Source organism: Gordonia sp. NB41Y, from assembly GCF_030718915.1.
Lineage (GTDB): Bacteria > Actinomycetota > Actinomycetes > Mycobacteriales > Mycobacteriaceae > Gordonia > Gordonia desulfuricans.
Genome location: NZ_CP132196.1, coordinates 4,930,636 through 4,949,924, shown reverse-complemented (window position 1 = coordinate 4,949,924; position 19,289 = coordinate 4,930,636). Strand labels below are relative to the sequence as shown.

Annotated in this window: 14 protein-coding genes; 7 read left to right on the top strand and 7 right to left on the bottom strand. The window is 68.9% G+C overall.

Features of this window, described 5'->3' with window-relative positions:
- Nucleotides 1-8: 8 nt before the first annotated feature.
- Nucleotides 9-1,415 (bottom strand): DUF2252 domain-containing protein, encoded by a 1,407-nt coding sequence (locus Q9K23_RS21450; RefSeq protein WP_053778650.1) that lies wholly within the window; start codon nucleotides 1,413-1,415, stop codon nucleotides 9-11.
- A gap of 92 nt (nucleotides 1,416-1,507) precedes the next feature.
- On the opposite strand from Q9K23_RS21450, the gene Q9K23_RS21445 reads away from it, so the two are divergent.
- The 4 genes from Q9K23_RS21445 to Q9K23_RS21430 all read left to right on the top strand — a co-directional run bounded on the left by Q9K23_RS21445 (nucleotide 1,508) and on the right by Q9K23_RS21430 (nucleotide 8,213).
- A complete protein-coding gene (locus Q9K23_RS21445) occupies nucleotides 1,508-4,591 on the top strand; it encodes an SNF2-related protein (protein ID WP_152972917.1) in 3,084 nt (1,027 codons plus the stop codon).
- Entirely contained in the window at nucleotides 4,588-5,406 is an 819-nt protein-coding gene (locus Q9K23_RS21440) for a hypothetical protein (protein ID WP_053778652.1), read from the top strand. Before Q9K23_RS21445 ends, Q9K23_RS21440 begins: the two co-directional genes overlap by 4 nt.
- Before the next feature lie 137 nt (nucleotides 5,407-5,543).
- Nucleotides 5,544-7,211 carry a serine/threonine-protein kinase gene (locus Q9K23_RS21435; RefSeq protein WP_305950272.1) on the top strand — a complete coding sequence of 556 codons (1,668 nt, stop codon included), beginning with the start codon at nucleotides 5,544-5,546 and terminating at the stop codon, nucleotides 7,209-7,211.
- Nucleotides 7,212-7,298: 87 nt separating this feature from the next.
- On the top strand, nucleotides 7,299-8,213 hold the full coding sequence (locus Q9K23_RS21430) for a hypothetical protein (RefSeq protein ID WP_261978107.1): 915 nt from the start codon (nucleotides 7,299-7,301) through the stop codon (nucleotides 8,211-8,213).
- A 138-nt stretch (nucleotides 8,214-8,351) separates the two neighbouring features.
- On the opposite strand, the gene nrdF is transcribed toward Q9K23_RS21430, so the two are convergent.
- The 5 genes from nrdF to Q9K23_RS21405 form a co-directional block, all read right to left on the bottom strand.
- A complete protein-coding gene (gene nrdF, locus Q9K23_RS21425) occupies nucleotides 8,352-9,356 on the bottom strand; it encodes a class 1b ribonucleoside-diphosphate reductase subunit beta (protein WP_053778654.1) in 1,005 nt (334 codons plus the stop codon).
- A gap of 72 nt (nucleotides 9,357-9,428) precedes the next feature.
- Nucleotides 9,429-11,636 carry a class 1b ribonucleoside-diphosphate reductase subunit alpha gene (gene nrdE / locus Q9K23_RS21420; RefSeq protein ID WP_053778655.1) on the bottom strand — a complete coding sequence of 736 codons (2,208 nt, stop codon included), beginning with the start codon at nucleotides 11,634-11,636 and terminating at the stop codon, nucleotides 9,429-9,431.
- A gap of 94 nt (nucleotides 11,637-11,730) precedes the next feature.
- The gene (nrdI, locus tag Q9K23_RS21415; protein ID WP_020791810.1) at nucleotides 11,731-12,240 is read right to left on the bottom strand and encodes a class Ib ribonucleoside-diphosphate reductase assembly flavoprotein NrdI; all 510 of its coding nucleotides are present in this window, start codon (nucleotides 12,238-12,240) and stop codon (nucleotides 11,731-11,733) included.
- 132 nt (nucleotides 12,241-12,372) lie between these two features.
- Nucleotides 12,373-12,606 (bottom strand): glutaredoxin-like protein NrdH, encoded by a 234-nt coding sequence (gene nrdH, locus Q9K23_RS21410; RefSeq protein ID WP_020791814.1) that lies wholly within the window; start codon nucleotides 12,604-12,606, stop codon nucleotides 12,373-12,375.
- A gap of 441 nt (nucleotides 12,607-13,047) precedes the next feature.
- A complete protein-coding gene (locus Q9K23_RS21405) occupies nucleotides 13,048-13,608 on the bottom strand; it encodes an NAD(P)H-dependent oxidoreductase (protein ID WP_053778656.1) in 561 nt (186 codons plus the stop codon).
- 93 nt (nucleotides 13,609-13,701) lie between these two features.
- Here Q9K23_RS21405 and Q9K23_RS21400 point away from each other — a divergent pair, with 93 nt between their 5' ends.
- Together Q9K23_RS21400 and hpxO are read left to right on the top strand one after the other, a co-directional pair.
- On the top strand, nucleotides 13,702-14,328 hold the full coding sequence (locus Q9K23_RS21400) for a TetR/AcrR family transcriptional regulator (RefSeq protein WP_053778657.1): 627 nt from the start codon (nucleotides 13,702-13,704) through the stop codon (nucleotides 14,326-14,328).
- A gap of 130 nt (nucleotides 14,329-14,458) precedes the next feature.
- Nucleotides 14,459-15,619 carry an FAD-dependent urate hydroxylase HpxO gene (gene hpxO / locus Q9K23_RS21395; protein WP_053778658.1) on the top strand — a complete coding sequence of 387 codons (1,161 nt, stop codon included), beginning with the start codon at nucleotides 14,459-14,461 and terminating at the stop codon, nucleotides 15,617-15,619.
- A gap of 64 nt (nucleotides 15,620-15,683) precedes the next feature.
- On the opposite strand, the gene eccB is transcribed toward hpxO, so the two are convergent.
- Nucleotides 15,684-17,189, bottom strand: a complete 1,506-nt coding sequence (eccB, locus tag Q9K23_RS21390) for a type VII secretion protein EccB (protein WP_053778675.1) — start codon at nucleotides 17,187-17,189, stop codon at nucleotides 15,684-15,686.
- Between the two features lie 228 nt (nucleotides 17,190-17,417).
- On the opposite strand from eccB, the gene eccE reads away from it, so the two are divergent.
- On the top strand, nucleotides 17,418-19,286 hold the full coding sequence (gene eccE, locus Q9K23_RS21385) for a type VII secretion protein EccE (RefSeq protein WP_305950271.1): 1,869 nt from the start codon (nucleotides 17,418-17,420) through the stop codon (nucleotides 19,284-19,286).
- Nucleotides 19,287-19,289 lie beyond the last annotated feature (3 nt).

Sequence of the window (19,289 nt, the reverse complement as noted above, 5' to 3'; positions counted from 1 at the left end):
CGTCGCGATCACGGCCAGCCGGGTGCCGACGGGATGGACCCGTCGGCCACGGCAGCCGCCAGCTGCGCATGGTCGCGCTCGGTCTGATCGGCGTAGGCGTGGGCGAACCCCACCACCGACTCCTCGGCCTTCACGGACTTGCCGAGGTAGTCCGCGATCGCGCGGGCGTCACCGCTGCGGGCATGGGCGCGCGCCAGCACGTGCCCGCAGGCGGTGGCGAACTGTGCCAGGATCCCGGACACCAGGGGACCGTTGGGGATGAGCTTGCCGTCGCGGAACTGCCGGACGTAGAAGTCGAGGTCGCCGATCCGGGTCCACCCCAGGAACCGGTCGGAGGCACTCTGGATGAGCTGCTGTCCGTTGACCACGCGCTGACCGTGGTTCTCGTAGCCAATGGGTGCCAGGAACTGCTCGTAGACCGACGGCCCGGCCTGCTTGACCTGGAAGAACAGCGGATCACCGGTGGCATGCTCCTCCACCAGGTTGAGGAAGACACGCATCCCCACACTGCCCACGCCCACCACCTGCTGGACGGCGTCGACCAGGTCGAAACGACGCAGCAGGGCGGCGACGTTCTCCGGGACCGAGGAGTAGTAGGCCACGATCACGTCGTCGAGCAGTTCGCCGTAGTCGCTCAGCGCGTGCACCCGGTACGGCGGCGCCTCGATGATCTGGCGGCGGCCGTCGACGAGATGGGTCAGCTTCTTCGACGCCCCGCGGCTGGTCCGCTTCTTGGCGCGCTTCTCCAGGTAGGTGTCGATCCGGTCCTCGTTGTCGGGGGTGGAGAGATAGGTGACGAGTTCGTCGACGGCGATCTTCTCCCCCCAGACGTCGAGGATGGGCCAGTCGGCATAGGTGCGGATCCACGTGCGGTAGCCGCGGAATCCGGCACGCACGGCGTCGGTCGCGGTGGCGGCGTCGACGCCGTTGTCGCGGGCGAGCACCACCAGGCTGGCCAGGAAGCGCAGGAGGTCCCACTCGAACGGACCGGGCAGCGTCTCGTCGAAGTCGCGCAGATCGAAGGCGAGGGTGCGTTCGGGGGTGTTCCAGAGACCGAAGTTGAGTACGTGTGCGTCACCACACATCTGGACGGTGATCCCGGTGTTCGGGCGCGACGCGAGATCGGCGGCCATGACCGCCGCGGCACCCCGGTAGTAGGTCCATGGCGACGCCGACATCCGGCCGTGCCGGATCGGCAGCAGACGCTCGTCACGAATGTCGTTCTGCGCCAGGATGGTCTGCAATGCGTCGTGTCCGCGCGCGTCCGGGTTCCAGTCTCCGAGTGCCGAACGCGGCACGATCTTGCGGGCGGCGCGCCCCGCCGAACGCTCCTCGTCCGGGTACTCCGTGGGACCGGCGGCGAGGGCCTCGCCGTAGGTCGGCGGCGGCGGTACGAGCGGATCGGTGATCGTCATCCCGACAGTCTTACCCGCCCCGGTCCCGCTCGCGACGCAACCCGGCCCCGTGTCCCGGGGTCGTGTCGGGGTCGGTCGCTAATCTGGATGCCATGCCGACACCGCTCCCGACGACGCAGGTCGGCCTGCACGCACTGTGGCGCCCGGGGGTCGGACTGGCGGTGTGGACCACATCCTCACCCGACCCCGGGTCCGAGCCCGATCCCCGGCCGGAGTCCGAGTCCGGCCGGGTCACCGGGCCGGGGCCCGAGCCGGGTCCTGACGAGATCCCGGAGCCACTGCGGTCGCTGTTGTCGGGCAAGCGATTTCGCCGTCAGGTGGGAGTCATCGACGCCGACGGCCGGCGGCGGTTCGTCGCGACCCTCACCCTGGGCACCGCGTCGGCGGTGTCGTTCCTCGATGCGACCCGCTCGGTGGCGGTGCCCGGTGACATCGTCTGGTATCGGCATCTGCTCGACGGCGTCCGGCGCTTCGTGGTGTCCGGGTCGGTGGTGCCCACCCTGGCCGAGGTGGCCGGCGAGACCGTGATGCGGTGGCAACCCGCGACCACCTCGGCGTGGCGGGCGTGGTCGGCGGTGATCACCGGTGGCGCGCCTGCCGCGCTCACCGAGAACGGCGGTGCCGCAGCGCTGATGGACTTCGCGGTGGAGCTCACCGACCACGAGTGCCGGGCCCGGATCGCCGCGTCGCCGGCCGCCCTGGGACCGATCGGGGTCACCGCGCCCCTGCTGCGTGCACTGGTCGCCGACGCCACGGTGCCCGCCGAGGCCACCGCCCCGGCGGCGATCGCGGCCTGGGCGGCCTGGGCGGCGAGCGTCCCCGCCGCCGACTCGGCCCTGGTCTTCCGGCTGCACGAGCCGGACGACCCGGATGCACCCGATGCCCGGTTCGACGATGACGACGACTTCATCTCGGCGGCACGGCCTTCCGTTCCGGTCGACCCGGAGGTGCTGCGCTGGCGGCTGCAGGTGTGCCGCCGCGCGGTGGACGGGCATGTCGAGCCGGTTGCACCTCAACGTCTCGACGCCGAGGCCCTCGACGAGATCACCACCGATCTGGCCTCGGCCGTGCGCGCCTTCCCCGATCTCGCCCGCGCCGATCCCGATCGTGCGACGCTCGACTTCCTGCTGCCGACCCCGATGGCCGAGACACTGTTCGCCACCGGCGCCAGTGCGCTCGCCGATGCCGGATTCCCGGTTCTCCTGCCGCGCACCATCGCCGAGGTACGCCCCACCCTCGGGGTGCGCGCGCGGCCGGTCCCGGGCGGCGGCGCCCCCGCCCGCATGGTGGGGCTGCGGGAGATCCGCGAGTTCGAATGGCGGCTGGCACTGGGCGACGGACCCGACGCCCTCACCCTCGGTGAGGCCGATCTGGACGAACTGTCCAGGCAGAAAGGCGATCTCGTCCGCATCCGAGGTGTCTGGGTGCGGGCCGAGGGGGCTGCGCTCACCCGAGCCGCGTCGTTCGTCACCGCGCAGCGGGCACTCTCGGGCAACGGACACGAGGTCGACATGGGTGAGCTGTTCGGCATGATCACCCATGACAGCGAGAAGCCCCCGGTGCCGGTCACCTCGGTACAGGGCCTCACCTGGCTCGACGAGATCGCCGAATCCGGTGCGCTACGACCGGTTCCGATCCCCCGGCCGCACCTGCTGCACGCCTCGCTGCGCCCCTATCAACAGCGCGGACTGGAATGGCTGGCGCATCTGTCCGGACTGGGGATCGGCGGTGTCCTCGCCGACGACATGGGTCTGGGCAAGACGGTGCAGGTGATCGCCCTGCTGTGCCACGAGGCCGGGCCCGACGACGGACCCGTGGACACATCCGATCCCCGGTCGGCGCCGCCCTCCCGCCCCGACGGGCTCGCGCCGCACCGGCCCACGCTGATCGTGTGCCCGATGTCGGTGGTGGGCAACTGGGCGGCCGAGATCGCACGCTTCGCACCGTCGTTGCGGGTGGCGGTACACCACGGCGCCGACCGCGCGAAGGGTGAACGGTTCCGCGAGGTCCACCACGCCCACGACGTGGTGCTGACCACCTTCGCCCTGGTCACCCGCGACCGCGATGCGCTGGCGGCGCAGGCGTGGCACCGCGTCGTCGTCGACGAGGCGCAGCATGTCAAGAACGTGAGAACCGCTGCGGCACGGGCTCTCCGGGCGATCCCGGCCGACCATCGGATCGCGTTGACCGGTACGCCGGTGGAGAACCGGCTGGAGGATCTCCGGGCGGTGATCGATCTGGTCAACCCGGGTCTGCTCGGGTCGGCCTCCACCTTCCGCAACCGGTTCGCCGAACCGATCGAACGCGACCGCGATCCGGCGACGATCCGACGGCTGGCCGGGTTGACCCGACCGTTCATCCTGCGGCGCGAGAAATCGGATCCGAGCATCATCTCCGACCTGCCGGAGAAGAACGAGATCACCGTCCGCGCCAACCTGACCGTCGAGCAGGCCGCGCTCTATCGTGCCGTGATCGACGACCTGATGGAGGCGCTGCGCGACCGGCAGCAACGCGCGCTGCGGCGCCGGACCGTGCTCGCCGCGCTCACCCGGCTCAAGCAGATCTGCAATCATCCCGCGCACTATCTCGCCGACGGAACGCCGGTGACCCGCCGCGGCCGACACCGCTCGGGGAAGCTGGAGTTGCTCGAGGACATCGTCACCACCCTGGTCGCCGAGGGCGATCAGGCGTTGATCTTCACCCAGTTCGCCGCGTTCGGGGAACTGTTGTCGGGGTGGCTGACCGAGTTGCTCGACACCGAGGTCCCGCTGCTGCACGGCGGTGTGTCGCGCGCCGACCGCGATGCGCTGGTGCAACGCTTCCAGCACGGTACGGGTGGCGCCCGCCCGCCGGTGCTGCTGGCCACCCTGAAGGCCGGGGGCACCGGACTGAACCTGACCGCCGCCAATCATGTGGTGCACGTGGACCGGTGGTGGAATCCGGCGGTCGAGGACCAGGCCACCGACCGTGCCTACCGGATCGGGCAGAAGCAGCGGGTGCACGTGCGGCGTTTCGTGTGCGTGGGAACCCTCGAGGAGCGGGTCGACGACCTGATCGCCAAGAAACGGGAACTGTCGCGTCTGACGGTGTCCACCGGGGAGAACTGGATGGGTGATCTCGGCGACGAGGAGCTGTTCGACCTGTTCCGGCTGCGCGAGGAGGCGGTGAGCGAGTGAGCGCCCGGCGCGGCACGGTCCCGGTGCGGGGATACGCGGTGACCCCCTGGTCACGCGCCCTGATCGACGTGGTGGAGGGCCGCAACACCGGAGACGGCGGCGTACCGGTGGTGGACAGCACCCGGATCACCAAGGCCCGCAGATACTTCCGGGATCGCCATGTCCACCAGCTGACCATCCGGCCGGGAACCGTGACGTCGTCGGTGCAGGGCAGCCAACTCGACCCGTTCGAGGTGATCGTGTCGATGCGGACCGTCGACACCCCGACGGTGGTCACCCTGCTCAGCGCCCGCGACGGGGTCACCGAGGTGATGTCGCTGGCACGGGGTGAGCAGCCCCGCACGCTCGGTGAGCTGATCCTGCCGACCGAGTCGGCCGACGTCGCCGGCGACTGCACCTGCCCGGACGATTCGGGGCGCTGTATCCACGTGCTGTCGACGATGTTCGAGGTGGCCGCCGAGATCGACCGCTCCCCCACCACCCTGCTCACCGTGATGGGGACGTCGTTGCCGGAGTTGCTCGATGCGATCGAGGATCTGTCACCGACGCGCCCGCCCGCCCCGGCCGAATCCGGGCGCACCGAATCGGAGGGCTCCCGCTCGGCAGAGCCCGCCGGGACGCCGCCGCGCGTCGACTTCTTCGGCACCGGCGCCACGGCCCCGTCGCTGCCGTCGCCGCCGCGGATGAGTCCCCTGACCGACCTCGACGGCACCGCCCTGCGCGCCGCGCTGCGGGCCTCGGGTATCGCACCCGGTGACATCGCCGAGGCGATCGACGATCTCACCGACCTGTACGACCGGATCATCGAGGACTGACCCCGCCGGCGCCCCGGAGCATCCGCGGTGTCGTACCAACAGACGATATCTGCCGTCGGAACGGCGATTCCGGTTTGCGTCCATCGACCGCGATGCCCGGCTTGTGCATAATGTTCCTCTGCCGTCGAGGAGGAAACATGGGACAGACCGCTCCCCGGGTGGGTGAGGTGTTCGGGCCGTATCGGCTCGAATCGCTGCTCGGACGTGGCGGGATGGGCGAGGTGTATCGCGCCCACGACACGACCCGTGACCGTGACGTCGCACTGAAGCTGCTCCCGGCCCACCTCGCCGCGGACCCGTCCTTCCAGGAACGGTTCCGACGTGAATGCCAGAAGCTGGCCCGACTCGGTGAACCGCACATCATCCCGATCCACGACTACGGGGAGATCGACTCCACCCTGTTCCTGGACATGCGGCTGGTCGACGGACGCGACCTGCGGGCCATCCTGACCGACCGCGGTCGCCTCGACCCGGCTGCGGCGATCGGCCTGATCGAGCAGGTCGCCGCCGCGCTCGACGCCGCGCACGCCGCCGGTCTGGTACACCGCGACATCAAACCCGACAACGTCCTGGTGACCGACTCGGGGTTCGCCTACCTCATCGACTTCGGGGTCGCCCACGCCGACAACGAGGCCCACCTCACCAAGACCGGTACCGCGATCGGCTCGCTCGCCTACATGTCGCCCGAACAGTTCGAGAACGCGCCGGTCACCTCGGTGTCGGACGTGTACAGCCTGGCCGCGGTGCTGTTCGAGCTGCTGACCGGCCGACAGCCCTACCCGGGCGATTCGGTGTCGGCGGTGACCCGTGGCGTGCTCTTCGACGAGGTCCCGGTCCCGAGCCAGGTCGTTCCGTCGATCGAGCCGGCCCTCGACGAGGTGGTGGCCTGGGGACTGTGCAAGACACCCGCGCAACGATGCCCTTCGGCCCTGGAGTTCGCCGCTGCCGCCCGGGCCGCGCTGTCGGGTGAACGGCCGCGGGCCGGGGCCGACAACCCGATGGTGTCGTTGTCCAAGGCGCCTCCCACCCTTGCACCCCCGACGCCGGCAGTTCCGGTCGGCGACGGCGCACCGGCCGGCACCGCCGAGCGCGCGCCCGAGACCATCACGGCAGGCTCCCCGCCGGCACCGTCGGCGATCGACCCGACGCTGATCCGTCCGCATCCGCTCCCCGCCCACCAGGTCACCGAGGTCGCCGGACATCTCGCCGCCGGCCACTCGGCGCCCCACCAGGTCCCACCGCCGCGCGTGCCGACGGGTCCGGTTGCCGCCGGGATACCGCCCGCCGGATACCCGCAGGGCGGTTACCCGCCATGGTCGCCGCCGCCGGCATCCGGGGGACGCAGCACCGCGGTGATCGTCCTGGCGACCCTGCTCGGCGTGCTCGTGGTGGGCATTCTCGGGGTGGGCGGCTGGGTGCTCGCCGACTCCCTCGGCAGTTCCGACGACGACGCGACCGCGGCGACCCAGACCCTCGACCAACCGGTTGCCGACCAGCAGACCGGGACCGTGACGGCGCCACCGCTCACCACGATCACCTCCACACCCACCTATGTTCCGGCGGCACCCCCGCCGGACAACCAGCAATGCGCCCCGGGTGTGGGGACCGGCTACCCCCAGTGGACCGGCTGCGAGTTCGCGATCAACGTCCGCGACGCCTACGTGTCCGGCGGGCCACTCGGTTCGGCACGTGTGGTGAACGGATGGGCTCCGCAACAACGGAAGTGGTACGCGATGTCGTGTGACCCGTACGCCGGGATCATCGCCTGCCGCGGCGGCAACCAGGCCGTCGTCTACGTCTACTGATCGCCGCATCCACCCCGGCCGGTGCGAATCCCTTCCGGCCGAACCGAATCCACCCCACCCATCGGGTCGACTCCAGTCGGGAGAACCGTGAAGTTCCTTGAATCGGCCGGTGTCGGTCGCACGGTCGCGACGATCGCGGCCACCGTCGCCCTCGCGACCACGGCCGGATGTTCGTCGACCGCCGACGAGCCCGCCCCCATCGCGCAATCCACGGCGCCGACACCGGTTGCCGCCGCATCCTCGTCCCTGCGACTCGACGACCAGCCGGTGACACCGGCGGCGGCGAAGCTGGCCAACGGATTCCGCCGCCAGGGTTTCGGCCCGGGGGTGGGTGTGGTTCTGGTCCCGGTCGGCGGCTCCGCCACCATCGCCCTCGGCAGCCAGACCCCGGCACGGGTGGCGTGGTCGACGATCAAGGTCCCGTTGGCGATCGCCGCGCACCGCAACGCCGCCGACGACGACGCGGAGATCGGCGAGCTGGTGGAGAGCGCGATCATCAACTCCGACAACTCCGCCGCCCTTCGGCTCCGCAAGTCCCTGGGTTCGCCGACCGAAGCACGCAAGAAGGTGACCGCGGTCCTGCGTGACGGCGGTGACGACACCACCGAGGTCGTCACGATCACCCAGCCCGACGAGACCTTCGGGTTGACCGTCTGGCCGTTGACCGGTTCGGCCCAGTTCACCGCCGGACTCCCCTGCCTCGCGGACAGCGCCCAGGTGGTGCGGTACATGGGGCAGGTCGCAGGCGTCCAGCAATGGGGTGTGGAGGTGATGCGCGGCCCGAAATCCACTGCGGTCAAGGGCGGTTGGGGTCCGAGCGACGACGGCGGCGAGGAGGTCCGGCAGATCGGGCTGATCACCCACGCCGACGGGCAGCGCACCGCGGTGGCCATGAGCAGCTATGTGACCGGCCAGACGATGGGCGAGGGAACCGCAACCCTCGACCGCGTCGCGCGGTGGCTGAACCAGAATCTGGCCCTGCTGCCCCGCGGCCGGTGCTGACGCGCCGTCCGTCGCTGTTGGTCACCGTTGTCGTCGTTGGTCACGGTTGTCGCGATCATTCCCGACGGTGTTGCCGACAGATGAGAGGCGGCCGGTGGGGTGATCCCCACCGGCCGCCTCTCATCTGTCGTCTGGTGACTAGAAGTCCCAGTCCTCGTCTTCGGTGTTGACGGCCTTGCCGATCACATACGAGCTGCCCGAGCCGGAGAAGAAGTCGTGGTTCTCGTCGGCGTTGGGCGAGAGTGCCGACAGGATCGCCGGGTTCACGTCGGTCTCGTCCTTCGGGAACATCGCCTCGTATCCGAGGTTCATCAGCGCCTTGTTGGCGTTGTACCGCAGGAACTTCTTGACGTCCTCGGTCAGGCCGACCTCGTCGTAGAGGGCCTCGGTGTAGTCGGACTCGTTGTCGTAGAGCTCGAAGAGCAACTCGAAGGTGTAGTCCTTGAGTTCCTGCCGGCGCTCGGGCGACTGGGTCTCGAGTGCGCGCTGGTACTTGTACCCGATGTAGTAGCCGTGCACCGCCTCGTCACGGATGATCAGGCGGATCAGGTCGGCGGTGTTGGTGAGCTTGGCGCGGCTCGACCAGTACATCGGCAGGTAGAAGCCCGAGTAGAACAGGAACGATTCGAGGAGCGTCGAGGCCACCTTGCGCTTGAGCGGGTCGTCGCCACGGTAGTAGTCCATGACAATGCGCGCCTTGCGCTGGAGGTTCTCGTTCTCCTCCGACCAGCGGAATGCCTCGTCGATCTCCTTGGTGGAGCACAGGGTGGAGAAGATCGAGCTGTAGCTCTTGGCGTGCACCGACTCCATGAACGCGATGTTGGTGAGCACCGCCTCCTCGTGCGGGGTGACCGCATCGGGGATCAGCGACACCGCACCGACGGTGCCCTGGATGGTGTCGAGCAGCGTCAGGCCGGTGAAGACCCGCATGGTGAGCTGCTTCTCGTACTCGGTCAGGGTGCCCCACGACGGGATGTCGTTGGACACCGGCACCTTCTCCGGCAGCCAGAAGTTCCCGGTCAGGCGATCCCAGACCTCGGCGTCCTTCTCGTCGGGGACGCGGTTCCAGTTGATCGCCGAGACCCGGCTCACCAGCTTGATCGGCGCACCGTCGGCCGGACTATGGCTCTCGGTGGATGTCATCGGTCTTCCCCTACTCGTTCGCTGATTCGGAAAGTGTTGTCGGTCTGTGAGAATCGCATGCCCATCACCTGCTCACAGCATGCAGGACACGCAGCCCTCGACCTCGGTGCCCTCGAGCGCCATCTGCCGCAGGCGGATGTAGTAGAGCGTCTTGATGCCCTTGCGCCATGCGTAGATCTGCGCCTTGTTGACGTCGCGGGTGGTGGCGGTGTCCTTGAAGAACAGCGTCAGACTCAGTCCCTGATCGACGTGCTGGGTGGCCGCGGCATAGGTGTCGATGACCTTCTCGTACCCGATCTCGTACGCGTCCTGGTAGTAGTCCAGGTTGTCGTTGGTCATGTACGGCGCCGGGTAGTAGACGCGACCGATCTTGCCTTCCTTGCGGATCTCGATCTTCGCCGCGACCGGGTGGATCGAGCTCGTCGAGTGGTTGATGTAGCTGATCGAGCCGGTCGGCGGTACGGCCTGCAGGTTCTGGTTGTAGATGCCGTCACGCTGCACGTCGGCCTTCAGCGCACGCCAGTCGTCCTGGGTCGGGATGTGGATCCCGGCCTGCGTGAACAGCTCTCGCACCCGCTCGGTGGCCGGCACCCACTCCTGATCGGTGTAGCGGTCGAAGAACTCACCGGAGGCGTACGTCGAGTCGGCGAACCCGGCGAAGGCGGTGCCCCGCTCGCGCGCGATGGTGTTCGATGCGCGCAGGCAGTGGTAGAGCACCGTGTAGAAGTAGATGTTGGTGAAGTCGACGCCCTCGTCGCTGCCGTAGTAGATCCGTTCGCGCGCAAGGTATCCGTGCAGGTTCATCTGACCGAGGCCGATGGCGTGGGACTCGTTGTTGCCCCGCTCGATGGACGGCACCGAGGTGATGTCGGTCTGGTCGCTCACCGCGGTCAGGCCGCGGATGGCGGTCTCGATGGTCTGGCCCATGTCGGGCGAGTCCATCGTCTTGGCGATGTTGAGCGATCCCAGGTTGCACGAGATGTCCTTGCCCACATGGGAGTAGGACAGATCGTCGTTGAACTCCGACGCGGTGGAGACCTGCAGGATCTCCGAGCACAGGTTGGAGTGGGTGATCTTCCCGGCGACCGGGTTGGCCCGGTTCACCGTGTCCTCGAACATGATGTACGGGTAGCCCGACTCGAACTGCAGCTCGGCGAGGGTCTGGAAGAACTCGCGGGCCTTGATCTTGGTCTTGCGAATCCGCCTGTCCTCCACCATCTCGTGATACTTCTCGGTCACGTTGATGTCGGCGAACGGCACCCCGTAGACGCGCTCGACGTCGTACGGGGAGAACAGGTACATGTCGTCGTTGGCCTTGGCCAGCGCGAAGGTGATGTCCGGGATCACCACACCCAGGCTCAGCGTCTTGATGCGGATCTTCTCGTCGGCATTCTCCCGCTTGGTGTCGAGGAAGCGGTAGATGTCGGGGTGATGGGCGTGCAGGTACACCGCACCGGCGCCCTGACGCGCACCGAGCTGGTTGGCGTAGGAGAACGAGTCCTCGAGCAGCTTCATGATCGGGATGACACCCGAGCTCTGGTTCTCGATCTTCTTGATCGGGGCACCGTGCTCACGGATGTTGCTGAGCAACAAGGCAACTCCGCCACCGCGCTTGGACAGCTGCAGTGCCGAGTTGATGGACCGGCCGATCGACTCCATGTTGTCCTCGATGCGCAGCAGGAAGCAGCTGACCGGCTCGCCGCGCTGCTTCTTGCCCGAGTTGAGGAAGGTGGGGGTGGCCGGCTGGAACCGGCCCGACATGATCTCGTCGACGAGATTGCGGGCGAGTGCGGTGTCGCCGTCGGCCAGCGTCAGCGCCACCATGCAGACCCGGTCCTCGAAGCGCTCGAGGTACCGCTTGCCGTCGAAGGTCTTCAGTGTGTAGCTGGTGTAGTACTTGAACGCGCCCAGGAAGGTCGGGAACCGGAACTTCTTGGCGTAGGCGTGCCCGAAGAGCAGCTTGACGAACTCCCGGTCGTACTTGGCGAGCACCTCGGGCTCGTAGTAGTTCTCCTCGACGAGGTAGTCGAGCTTCTCGTCGAGGTCGTGGAAGAACACCGTGTTCTGGTTGACGTGCTGCAGGAAGTACTGCCGCGCCGCCTCGCGGTCCTTCTCGAACTGGATGTTGCCGTCCCGGTCGTACAGGTTCAGCATCGCGTTGAGCGCGTGATAGTCGAGATCGCTCGGATCGTGGCCCGCCGGACTCACGTGCACGCCCGACTTGCTGGCCGAGGTGGTCGAATCGGTGGTCACGTCGGAAACGGAGGCGGTGGGCGACACGAAGACTTCTCCTGTGCTCGATGGAACTGAGATGTTTGGCGGGATCAGGGCGTATGTCGTTCGGACGACGTGCGGACGGTTCCGAAGACCGACGTTACGCCGGGTGTCCGACAGATCGGCCGCCGCTCGGTGCCGCGGCATCGCGATCACCGAACCGGACCGAGTCGGGATCGTCGAATGCGGGACTGTCGGCGAACTCGGCGAGACCGTCCCGGACCCGGGTGACGTCGTGTTCGGTACCCATCAACTCGAATCGGTAGAGGTAGGGCACGGCGCACTTGCGGGACACGATGTCACCGGCGAGACAGTATTCCTCGCCGAAGTTGGTGTTCCCCGCCGCGATCACGGCACGGATCAGCCCGCGGTTGTGCCGATTGTTCAGGAACTTGATGACCTGCTTCGGCACAAAGCCTCCACCGACCGCCGCCGACGACTTGCCGCCGCCGTAGGTCGGGCAGATCAGGACATAGGGTTCATCGACCTCGAAGGACCCCTCGCGGTCCACCAGCGGGATGCGGCTCGATCGGAGACCGAGCTTCTGGACGAATCGGTGCGTGTTCTCCGACACCGAGGAGAAGTAGACGACCAGTGGTGCCGTCACCATCTCAATCACCTGCCGAAATCAGCTGTTCTCGCTACGCGTATACGGGTCGTCGTCCTCGACGTCTGCCGGATCGGTCCCGACTTCCCCTCCGGACCGATCCCTCGCCTCGACGGGGTGCGACGGTTGAGATGTTCAGGCAGCGGCGGTGGCGAGTGCCTTGATGCGATCCGGGCGGAAACCGGACCAGTGGTCGTCACCGGAGACCACGACCGGGGCCTGCAGGTAGCCGAGCGCCATCACGTAGTCGCGGGCGTCGTCGTCCATGCTGATGTCGACGACCTCGTAGGACAGACCGGCCTTGTCGAGGGCCTTGTAGGTGGCATTGCACTGGACGCATGCGGGCTTGGTGTAGACGGTGATGGCCATCGGTAACGCTCCTGTGGTCGCGGGATGATCAACGGTGCCGCACTGGCGGTCTGTACTGGCTTGTCTGGGTGTCGGATATCGGGCCGGGCGAACGTCGCGTTCGAGAGGACGTCGCCGTCTGTTCTCGGGTCGTCGGACGTGCTCGGCGACCGATTTCCCAGCGTGAAGAACGTGATCCAGGTCACCCCCAGACCCTCCTCCACCGACCCGGCGGAGTCTCGCTCCCCCTCGGTCCTGCCGGTGCTCAGAACACTACACCTAGTGGCCGACGTTTGCCCAAACCACTAGAACTTGTGAATCACATTCATGAAACTCGCAGGTCGCGGGGGTGCAGAATCACAAATCCCGGCGTGTCTCGGCGTGTCGTCTCCGACCACACCGGGAAACGCCGGGATGTCAGTTCGTGAGGGTTCGGTCACACCGATGGCGACCGGGTTGTCGTCACACTCCGACGGCCACCTGTGAGGCCAGCACCGACACCGCAGAACGGACGCCGTCGACGACCTCGGTGGGCAGCGCACCGTCGGCGATCTCGGCGGTCCGCAGACCGAAATCGATGTCCTCCACCACGCGGCCGCCGGCGATACCCACCGACTTGCGGGTGTCCTCGCGCGACCAGGTGCCCGCGTACTGCCCCAGGGCCGCACTCACCACGCCGACCGGCTTGTCCTTGATGGCGCCGGTTCCGTACGGCCGCGAGAGCCAGTCGATGGCGTTCTTCAGGACGGCCGGGGTGGAACCGTTGTACTCGGGGGTGAAGATCAGCACGGCGTCGGCGGCACCGACGCGCTCACGCAGTGCGGCGACGGTCTCCGGAGCCCCGTCGGCGCCCCCACCGTCGATGTCCTCGCTGTAGAAGGGGAGCTTCTCCAGACCCTCGACCAGGGTCACCGTCACACCCTCGGGAGCATTGTCTGCGGCGGCCTGCGCGAGGCGGCGGTTGATCGAAGCCTGACGAAGACTGCCCACGAGAGCCACGACGTCCACGGTCGAATCGGTCACGATGTTCCTCCTGTTGTCGATGAACGAACTGATAAAATAAACCGGACCACGGTCCGAATATTTCCCACCCCGGCTCAGAGTTAGGTAAGTCACGTGTCCGACGAACAGCGCAATGCCATCCCCCTGCGGATCAGTGGCAACGGTGAGGGCGAACGCGCCGACGCCGCGCGCAACCGTCGGCTCCTGCTCGCCGCCGCCAAGCAGCTCATCGACACCCACGGCGCCGCCGCGGTCACGATGGACGCCGTGGCCGCCGCCGCCGGAGTGGGCAAGGGCACGGTGTTCCGCCGGTTCGGTAGCCGCAGCGGTCTGATGCACGCCCTGCTCGACCACTCCGAGTCGGAGCTGCAGCAGGCCTTTCTCTCCGGCCCCGAGCCCCTCGGCCCCGGCGCACCACCGCTCGAACGCCTCGTCGCCTACGGTCGCGAACGCCTCAAACTCACCGCCGACCACCTCGACATCCTGCTCGAGGCAGGTGCCGACAGCGGCGAGTTCATGACCCACCCGGTCTGGCGCGCCTCCACCGTGCATGTGCAGATCCTGTTGCGGCAGATGGGTTTTGCCGATCAGATCGAAGCCGCGGCGATCGCCGTCCAGGCCCCGATCGGCGCGTCGGCGGTCTCCCACCTGGTCAACGTCGTCGGTCTCGACATCGCCGTCATCGGTGATCAGTGGGAGCGGATGGTCCGTACCCTCGCCGCGGGTGCCGCCGACCGCTGAATGCCACACCGGCGTGGGCCCCTGGGCGCACCAGTGTGTGCGCCACCACCGTCCCCACGCCCGCCCTCGCCGCGCACGATGTCCGGATCCGTCCTAGCCTGAGTTGAACTCAGCGGGAAGGAATGTTTACGTGAAGGCTGTCATCGTGGGCGCCGGGATGGGCGGGCTCTCCGCGGCAATCGCACTCAAGCAGATCGGCGTCGACGTCGAGGTCTACGAGCAGGTGACCGAGAACAAGCCGGTCGGTGCCGCGATCTCGGTCTGGTCGAATGGCGTCAAGTGCCTCAACCATCTCGGCCTCGAGAAGGAGGTCGCCGCACTGGGCGGCATCGTCGACACCATGAGTTACGTCGACGCGCACACCGGAGACACATTGTGTCGCTTCTCGATGCAGCCGCTGATCGACGAGGTGGGCCAGCGCCCGTACCCGGTGGCCCGCGCCGAACTGCAGCTCATGCTGATGAACGCATACGGCATCGACGACATCCACTTCGGCAAGAAGATGGTGTCGGTGACCGACGGACCCGACCACGCCACAGTCGAATTCGCCGACGGCACCACCGCCACCGCCGACCTGGTGATCGGCGCCGACGGCGCGAAGTCACTCACCCGCGAGTACGTCCTGGGCGGACCGGTCACCCGGCGCTACGCCGGCTACGTCAACTTCAACGGCCTCGTCCCGATCGATCCGGCGATCGGTCCGGCCACCGAATGGACCACCTACGTCGGCGACCACCGCCGGGTGTCGGTGATGCCGGTCGCCGGAGACCGCTTCTACTTCTTCTTCGACGTCCCGATGCCCGAGGGCGAGCCGTTCGAGCGGGGAACCGCCGGTGCGGTCCTCGCCGAGGAGTTCGCCGACTGGGCACCCGGTGTGCAGAAACTGATCGCCGCACTCGACCCGTCCACCACCAACCGCGTCGAGATCCTCGACCTCGACCCGTTCCACACCTGGGTCAAGGGTCGGGTCGCGGTCCTCGGCGACGCCGCCCACAACACCACCCCCGACATCGGCCAGGGCGGATGCTCGGCGATGGAGGACGCGGTCGCGCTGCAGTTCGCCGTCCAGGATCATCCCGACGACGTCCACGCCGCGCTGGCGGCCTACGCGGCCGCCCGCACCGAGCGTGCCGGCGAGCTCGTGCTCCGTGCCCGCAAGCGCTGCGACGTCACCCACGGCAAGGACCCGGAGAAGACCGCCGCCTGGTACGCCGAACTCCAGGGCGAGGACGGGACCAACATCCTCCGCGGGATCGTCGGCAACATCCTGGGCGGCCCGCTCACCTCCTGACCCCGGACGGTTCACGAGCACACCCGGCCAGAACGCCCCCACCGGCCGCGCCACCCGGCACTCCTCACTCGTCGGGTGGCGCGATCATCTGTCCGTCGGGGTCGGCACCGATGCCGTCATGCGACACCAGCGCCGCGTGCCGGCTCAGGGTGGGCCCGGCCACGAGCAGCGACACCACCGACCACGGCGCGGCATGCGGTGAGTCGCCGAGGCCGAGCACCTGCGCCGTCCCGGTGTCCGGGATTCCGAAACGCACTCCCGAATCACTCAGGTAGAACAGCGATTCCGCACGCGCACTCTCGGCCTCGTCGCCGGTCACCTGCAGATACTCCCCCGATCCCGGCCGGAGATACACCTGGTCGACACCCGGGCCGGCGCCGTCGGCCGCACTGACCCGCACCGGCCGGGCACCCGGCGCCAGCGGCAACCCCGTCCCGACGAGCAGCGCGGTCTCGGCCGGAGGCCGGGCCCCGGAAAGATCTCCGCCTCCGGTCCGCGACCACACCGAGCAGACCGTCGACGACTCACCCGACCCCACCAGATGCGGTGGGTGCGCCGGGAACTCACCGACCGGCAGCGCCTGGGTGCGCGGCACCGACGTGAGGTCCGCCGGCGCCACGGTCACCACGCGTTCGGCGTCGTCGCGTCCGGCCAGCCGCAGCATCTCGGCGGCCACCTCCCCGACTTCTTGCACGCCGTCCGGCAGGACCACGAAGAACGTTGTGGCGTCGTCGATCCCGACGGTGCGGATCACCGACCCCACCCGCACGCCGGGCACCGGGAGCGCCGACGGGGTCCCGACCCGGTCGATCACCGGTACCGCGAGCGGATCGACCTCCGGAAAGGTGTTGAGCAGTCCGCGACTGATCGCCCGGGCGCGGTGATCTTCCAGCCCCAGTGCGCGCATCACCGCGACGTCGTCGGTGTCGACCTCGGCGCGCACCGGCGTCCGGTGTTGTCCGCGCGGCACGGTGTACACCAGAAACGTTGCCGCGCCGTCGGTCACGAGGACGGCGTCGTCGGGACCGGCCTCCGCGATCGGATCGCCGGTCTCCGGTCGCTCGCCGATCACGGTCAACTCCACCGGGGCGGCCGCGGCGTCACCGGCCGACCGGTCGCAGACCGTCCACACCGACTGGCCGGGATGTGCCGAACCGGGCAGCGCGCCCGGTGCGCCCGGGATCCCGAGCAACGGTCCACGCGGATACTTCGCGAGCTTGGCATCGCTCACCGAATTCGGTTGGGCGGCAGTGCCCGTCACCAGCCGCGCCGACGCGAGATTCATCGCCGGATGCAGGGTGCCGTCGAGCAGGACATAGAGCCCGCCGCTGCCCTTGCCCACCAGGATCGTCGAGTCGCCGACCGATCCCTGCGGGCGCACGAGCCCCCAGATCCCGCAACCGGCGAGGACCAGCACGGCCAGCACCGCACCGATCATCAGCCCGCGCGCCTGTCCGCGCATCGGATCGTGCAGCATCCGGACGTCCCGACGGACGAGTGCATGCTCGAGACGCCGCAACAGGAATCGATACCCGTTGACCTGTGCACGCGTCGTCAGCTGACGTGCCACCGCCACCCCCTCCCCATCCGGCGCGATCGGCCGGCACCGAACCCACGCCGGTCACCACATCAGACGCAGCGCAGCCCCCGGCGGTTCCCCAACAGACGAGAATTCCCCACACCCCGCGATCGACGGTGATCAGCGGCAGTGCAGGGGTAGCCTAACCGATACATCGCATCCGCCGGGGGCCGTTGACGTCCCCGGATGCGCTGCCGGCGACGACGATACGGGGGGACCGTGACGATCGGCATCACAGACGAGCGCTCGACCGACGCGCCTGTCACAGACGACACCGACGACGGCCGCACCCGCGGCACCGGTCCCGGCGACCGCCGTGCGGGCGGTCCCGGCCCCACCGGCCGTCTCCGGCCGACCGCACGGCGCCGTGCGGCCACCCCCGGGCTCGCCACCCTCGTCGTGATCGAGGTGCTGCTCGGCGCCGGATTGACCGTCGGGGTGATGCTGAGGTCACCGATCGGGGTGGCCGCACCGCTGATCGCCGCGATCGCGGCACTGACCCTGATCCGGTGGTCCGACCGCGGTTCGCTGCTCGGCCGGCTGGGCCGGCGCGTCGCCTTCACCGCCTCGCGTCTGCACCGACCGCCGGCGACTGTGCCCGCCCCGTTCGACATCCCCACCGACACCCGTCCGGTACCGGGCCGTTCACCACGCACCGGTTCGGGCACCGGTTCGGGCATCGGTCCGGTCATCGGTGCCCGGTGGGCGGGCGACACCCTGATCACGGTTCTGCGGGTGAGTCCCCGGGGCACCGCGCCGGTGTTCCTGACACCGCACGCTGCGGTCACCGAATCAGCACGGGGACAGTCGATTCCACTCGATGTGCTCGCCGGGTGCCTCGACCCGTTCGACATCCCCCTACGGAGCGTCGACGTCGTCTCGGCCGCCCACGCCGTCGGCGGGAACGGCGGACTCGCCCAGACCTACCGGCAGTTGCTCGGGCCACTGCCCGCAACCGCCCATCGCAGCGTGCTGGTGATCCTGCGGCTCGATCCGCGGGACTGCCCGGACGCCGTCGCACGACGCGGTGGCGGCGCGGTCGGGGCGCTGCGCGCGGCCACCATCACCACCACCCGGGTGGCCCGCCGCCTGTCGGCGCACGGGCTGTCGGCGACGCCGCTGACCGCAGGTGAGATCACCACCGCCACACGACGACTCCTCGACGGCACCGAGCCCGGAGATGTCGTCGAGAACTGGGACCGTCTGGCGGTGGGGTCGCGGCAATCGCGGATGTTCGCCGTCGATCCGGCTGCACTGGAGGCGGTACTCGCCGGGGCCTGGACCTCGACGGTACCGTCGGCCACCGTCATCACCCGTCTGACCCGGTCCGCCGAGGGCCGGCTCCGGGTGGCCGCACTGGTACGGCTCGATCACCTGAACGGCCCGGCCACGGGCGTCACCGTCCCGTCGATCATCCCGGGGAACCGGCTGCGCCCGTTGCCGGGTCGGCAACTCGACGCGCTCAACGCCGGATTGCCGGTCGCATCACCGGCCCGTCTCGACCGGCATCTGCCGGGCGTCGACGGCCCCGCCGCCCACCGGCTCCTGCAGCGGGTCCGCATGCCCGCGGCGGGCTGCGGGCAACTCGTCGGCGCCGATGCGGCCGGCCGTGCGGTGTCGGTACGACTCAACGGACCCGACGTCGGGACGGTGGTGGTGATCGGGACGGTGGCGTTCGCGATGCAGACCGTCGCCCGCGCGGTGGCCATCGGGGTCCCGGTGGCGATCCGTACCGCCGACCACCGCCGGTGGCGCACCCTGGTCGCATCCGTCGGCGACCCACACCGACTCGCCTTTGCCGAACAGTCGCCGGTCACCCCCGCGCAGCGGGTCGAGGTGTACGACGATCATGCCCCGGTCGGTCCGCCCGCCCCCGGCCCGTCCGCAGGCACGATGATCGTCGCCCCGGACCCGGCCGCGGCCACCCGCCATCCCGCGGCCACGGTGATCCTCGAGCAGGATTCGGTGTCACCCCAACGGATCTCGATCACGAGCCCGAGCGGCCGGGTGGACGTCACGATGGTCACGACCCCACAGGAATGGGCGTTGGTGGGCGCCCCGGCGGCCGAACCCGCCCAGCGCCGCTGATCG

What these genes read in the sequence shown, in the direction of transcription:
- Q9K23_RS21435 (WP_305950272.1), top strand. Translation starts at nt 5,544, where the DNA reads ATGGGACAGACCGCTCCCCGGGTGGGTGAGGTGTTCGGGCCGTATCGG.
- nrdH (WP_020791814.1), bottom strand. Translation starts at nt 12,606, where the DNA reads ATGGCCATCACCGTCTACACCAAGCCCGCATGCGTCCAGTGCAATGCC.
- nrdF (WP_053778654.1), bottom strand. Translation starts at nt 9,356, where the DNA reads ATGACATCCACCGAGAGCCATAGTCCGGCCGACGGTGCGCCGATCAAG.
- Q9K23_RS21445 (WP_152972917.1), top strand. Translation starts at nt 1,508, where the DNA reads ATGCCGACACCGCTCCCGACGACGCAGGTCGGCCTGCACGCACTGTGG.
- nrdI (WP_020791810.1), bottom strand. Translation starts at nt 12,240, where the DNA reads ATGGTGACGGCACCACTGGTCGTCTACTTCTCCTCGGTGTCGGAGAAC.
- Q9K23_RS21450 (WP_053778650.1), bottom strand. Translation starts at nt 1,415, where the DNA reads ATGACGATCACCGATCCGCTCGTACCGCCGCCGCCGACCTACGGCGAG.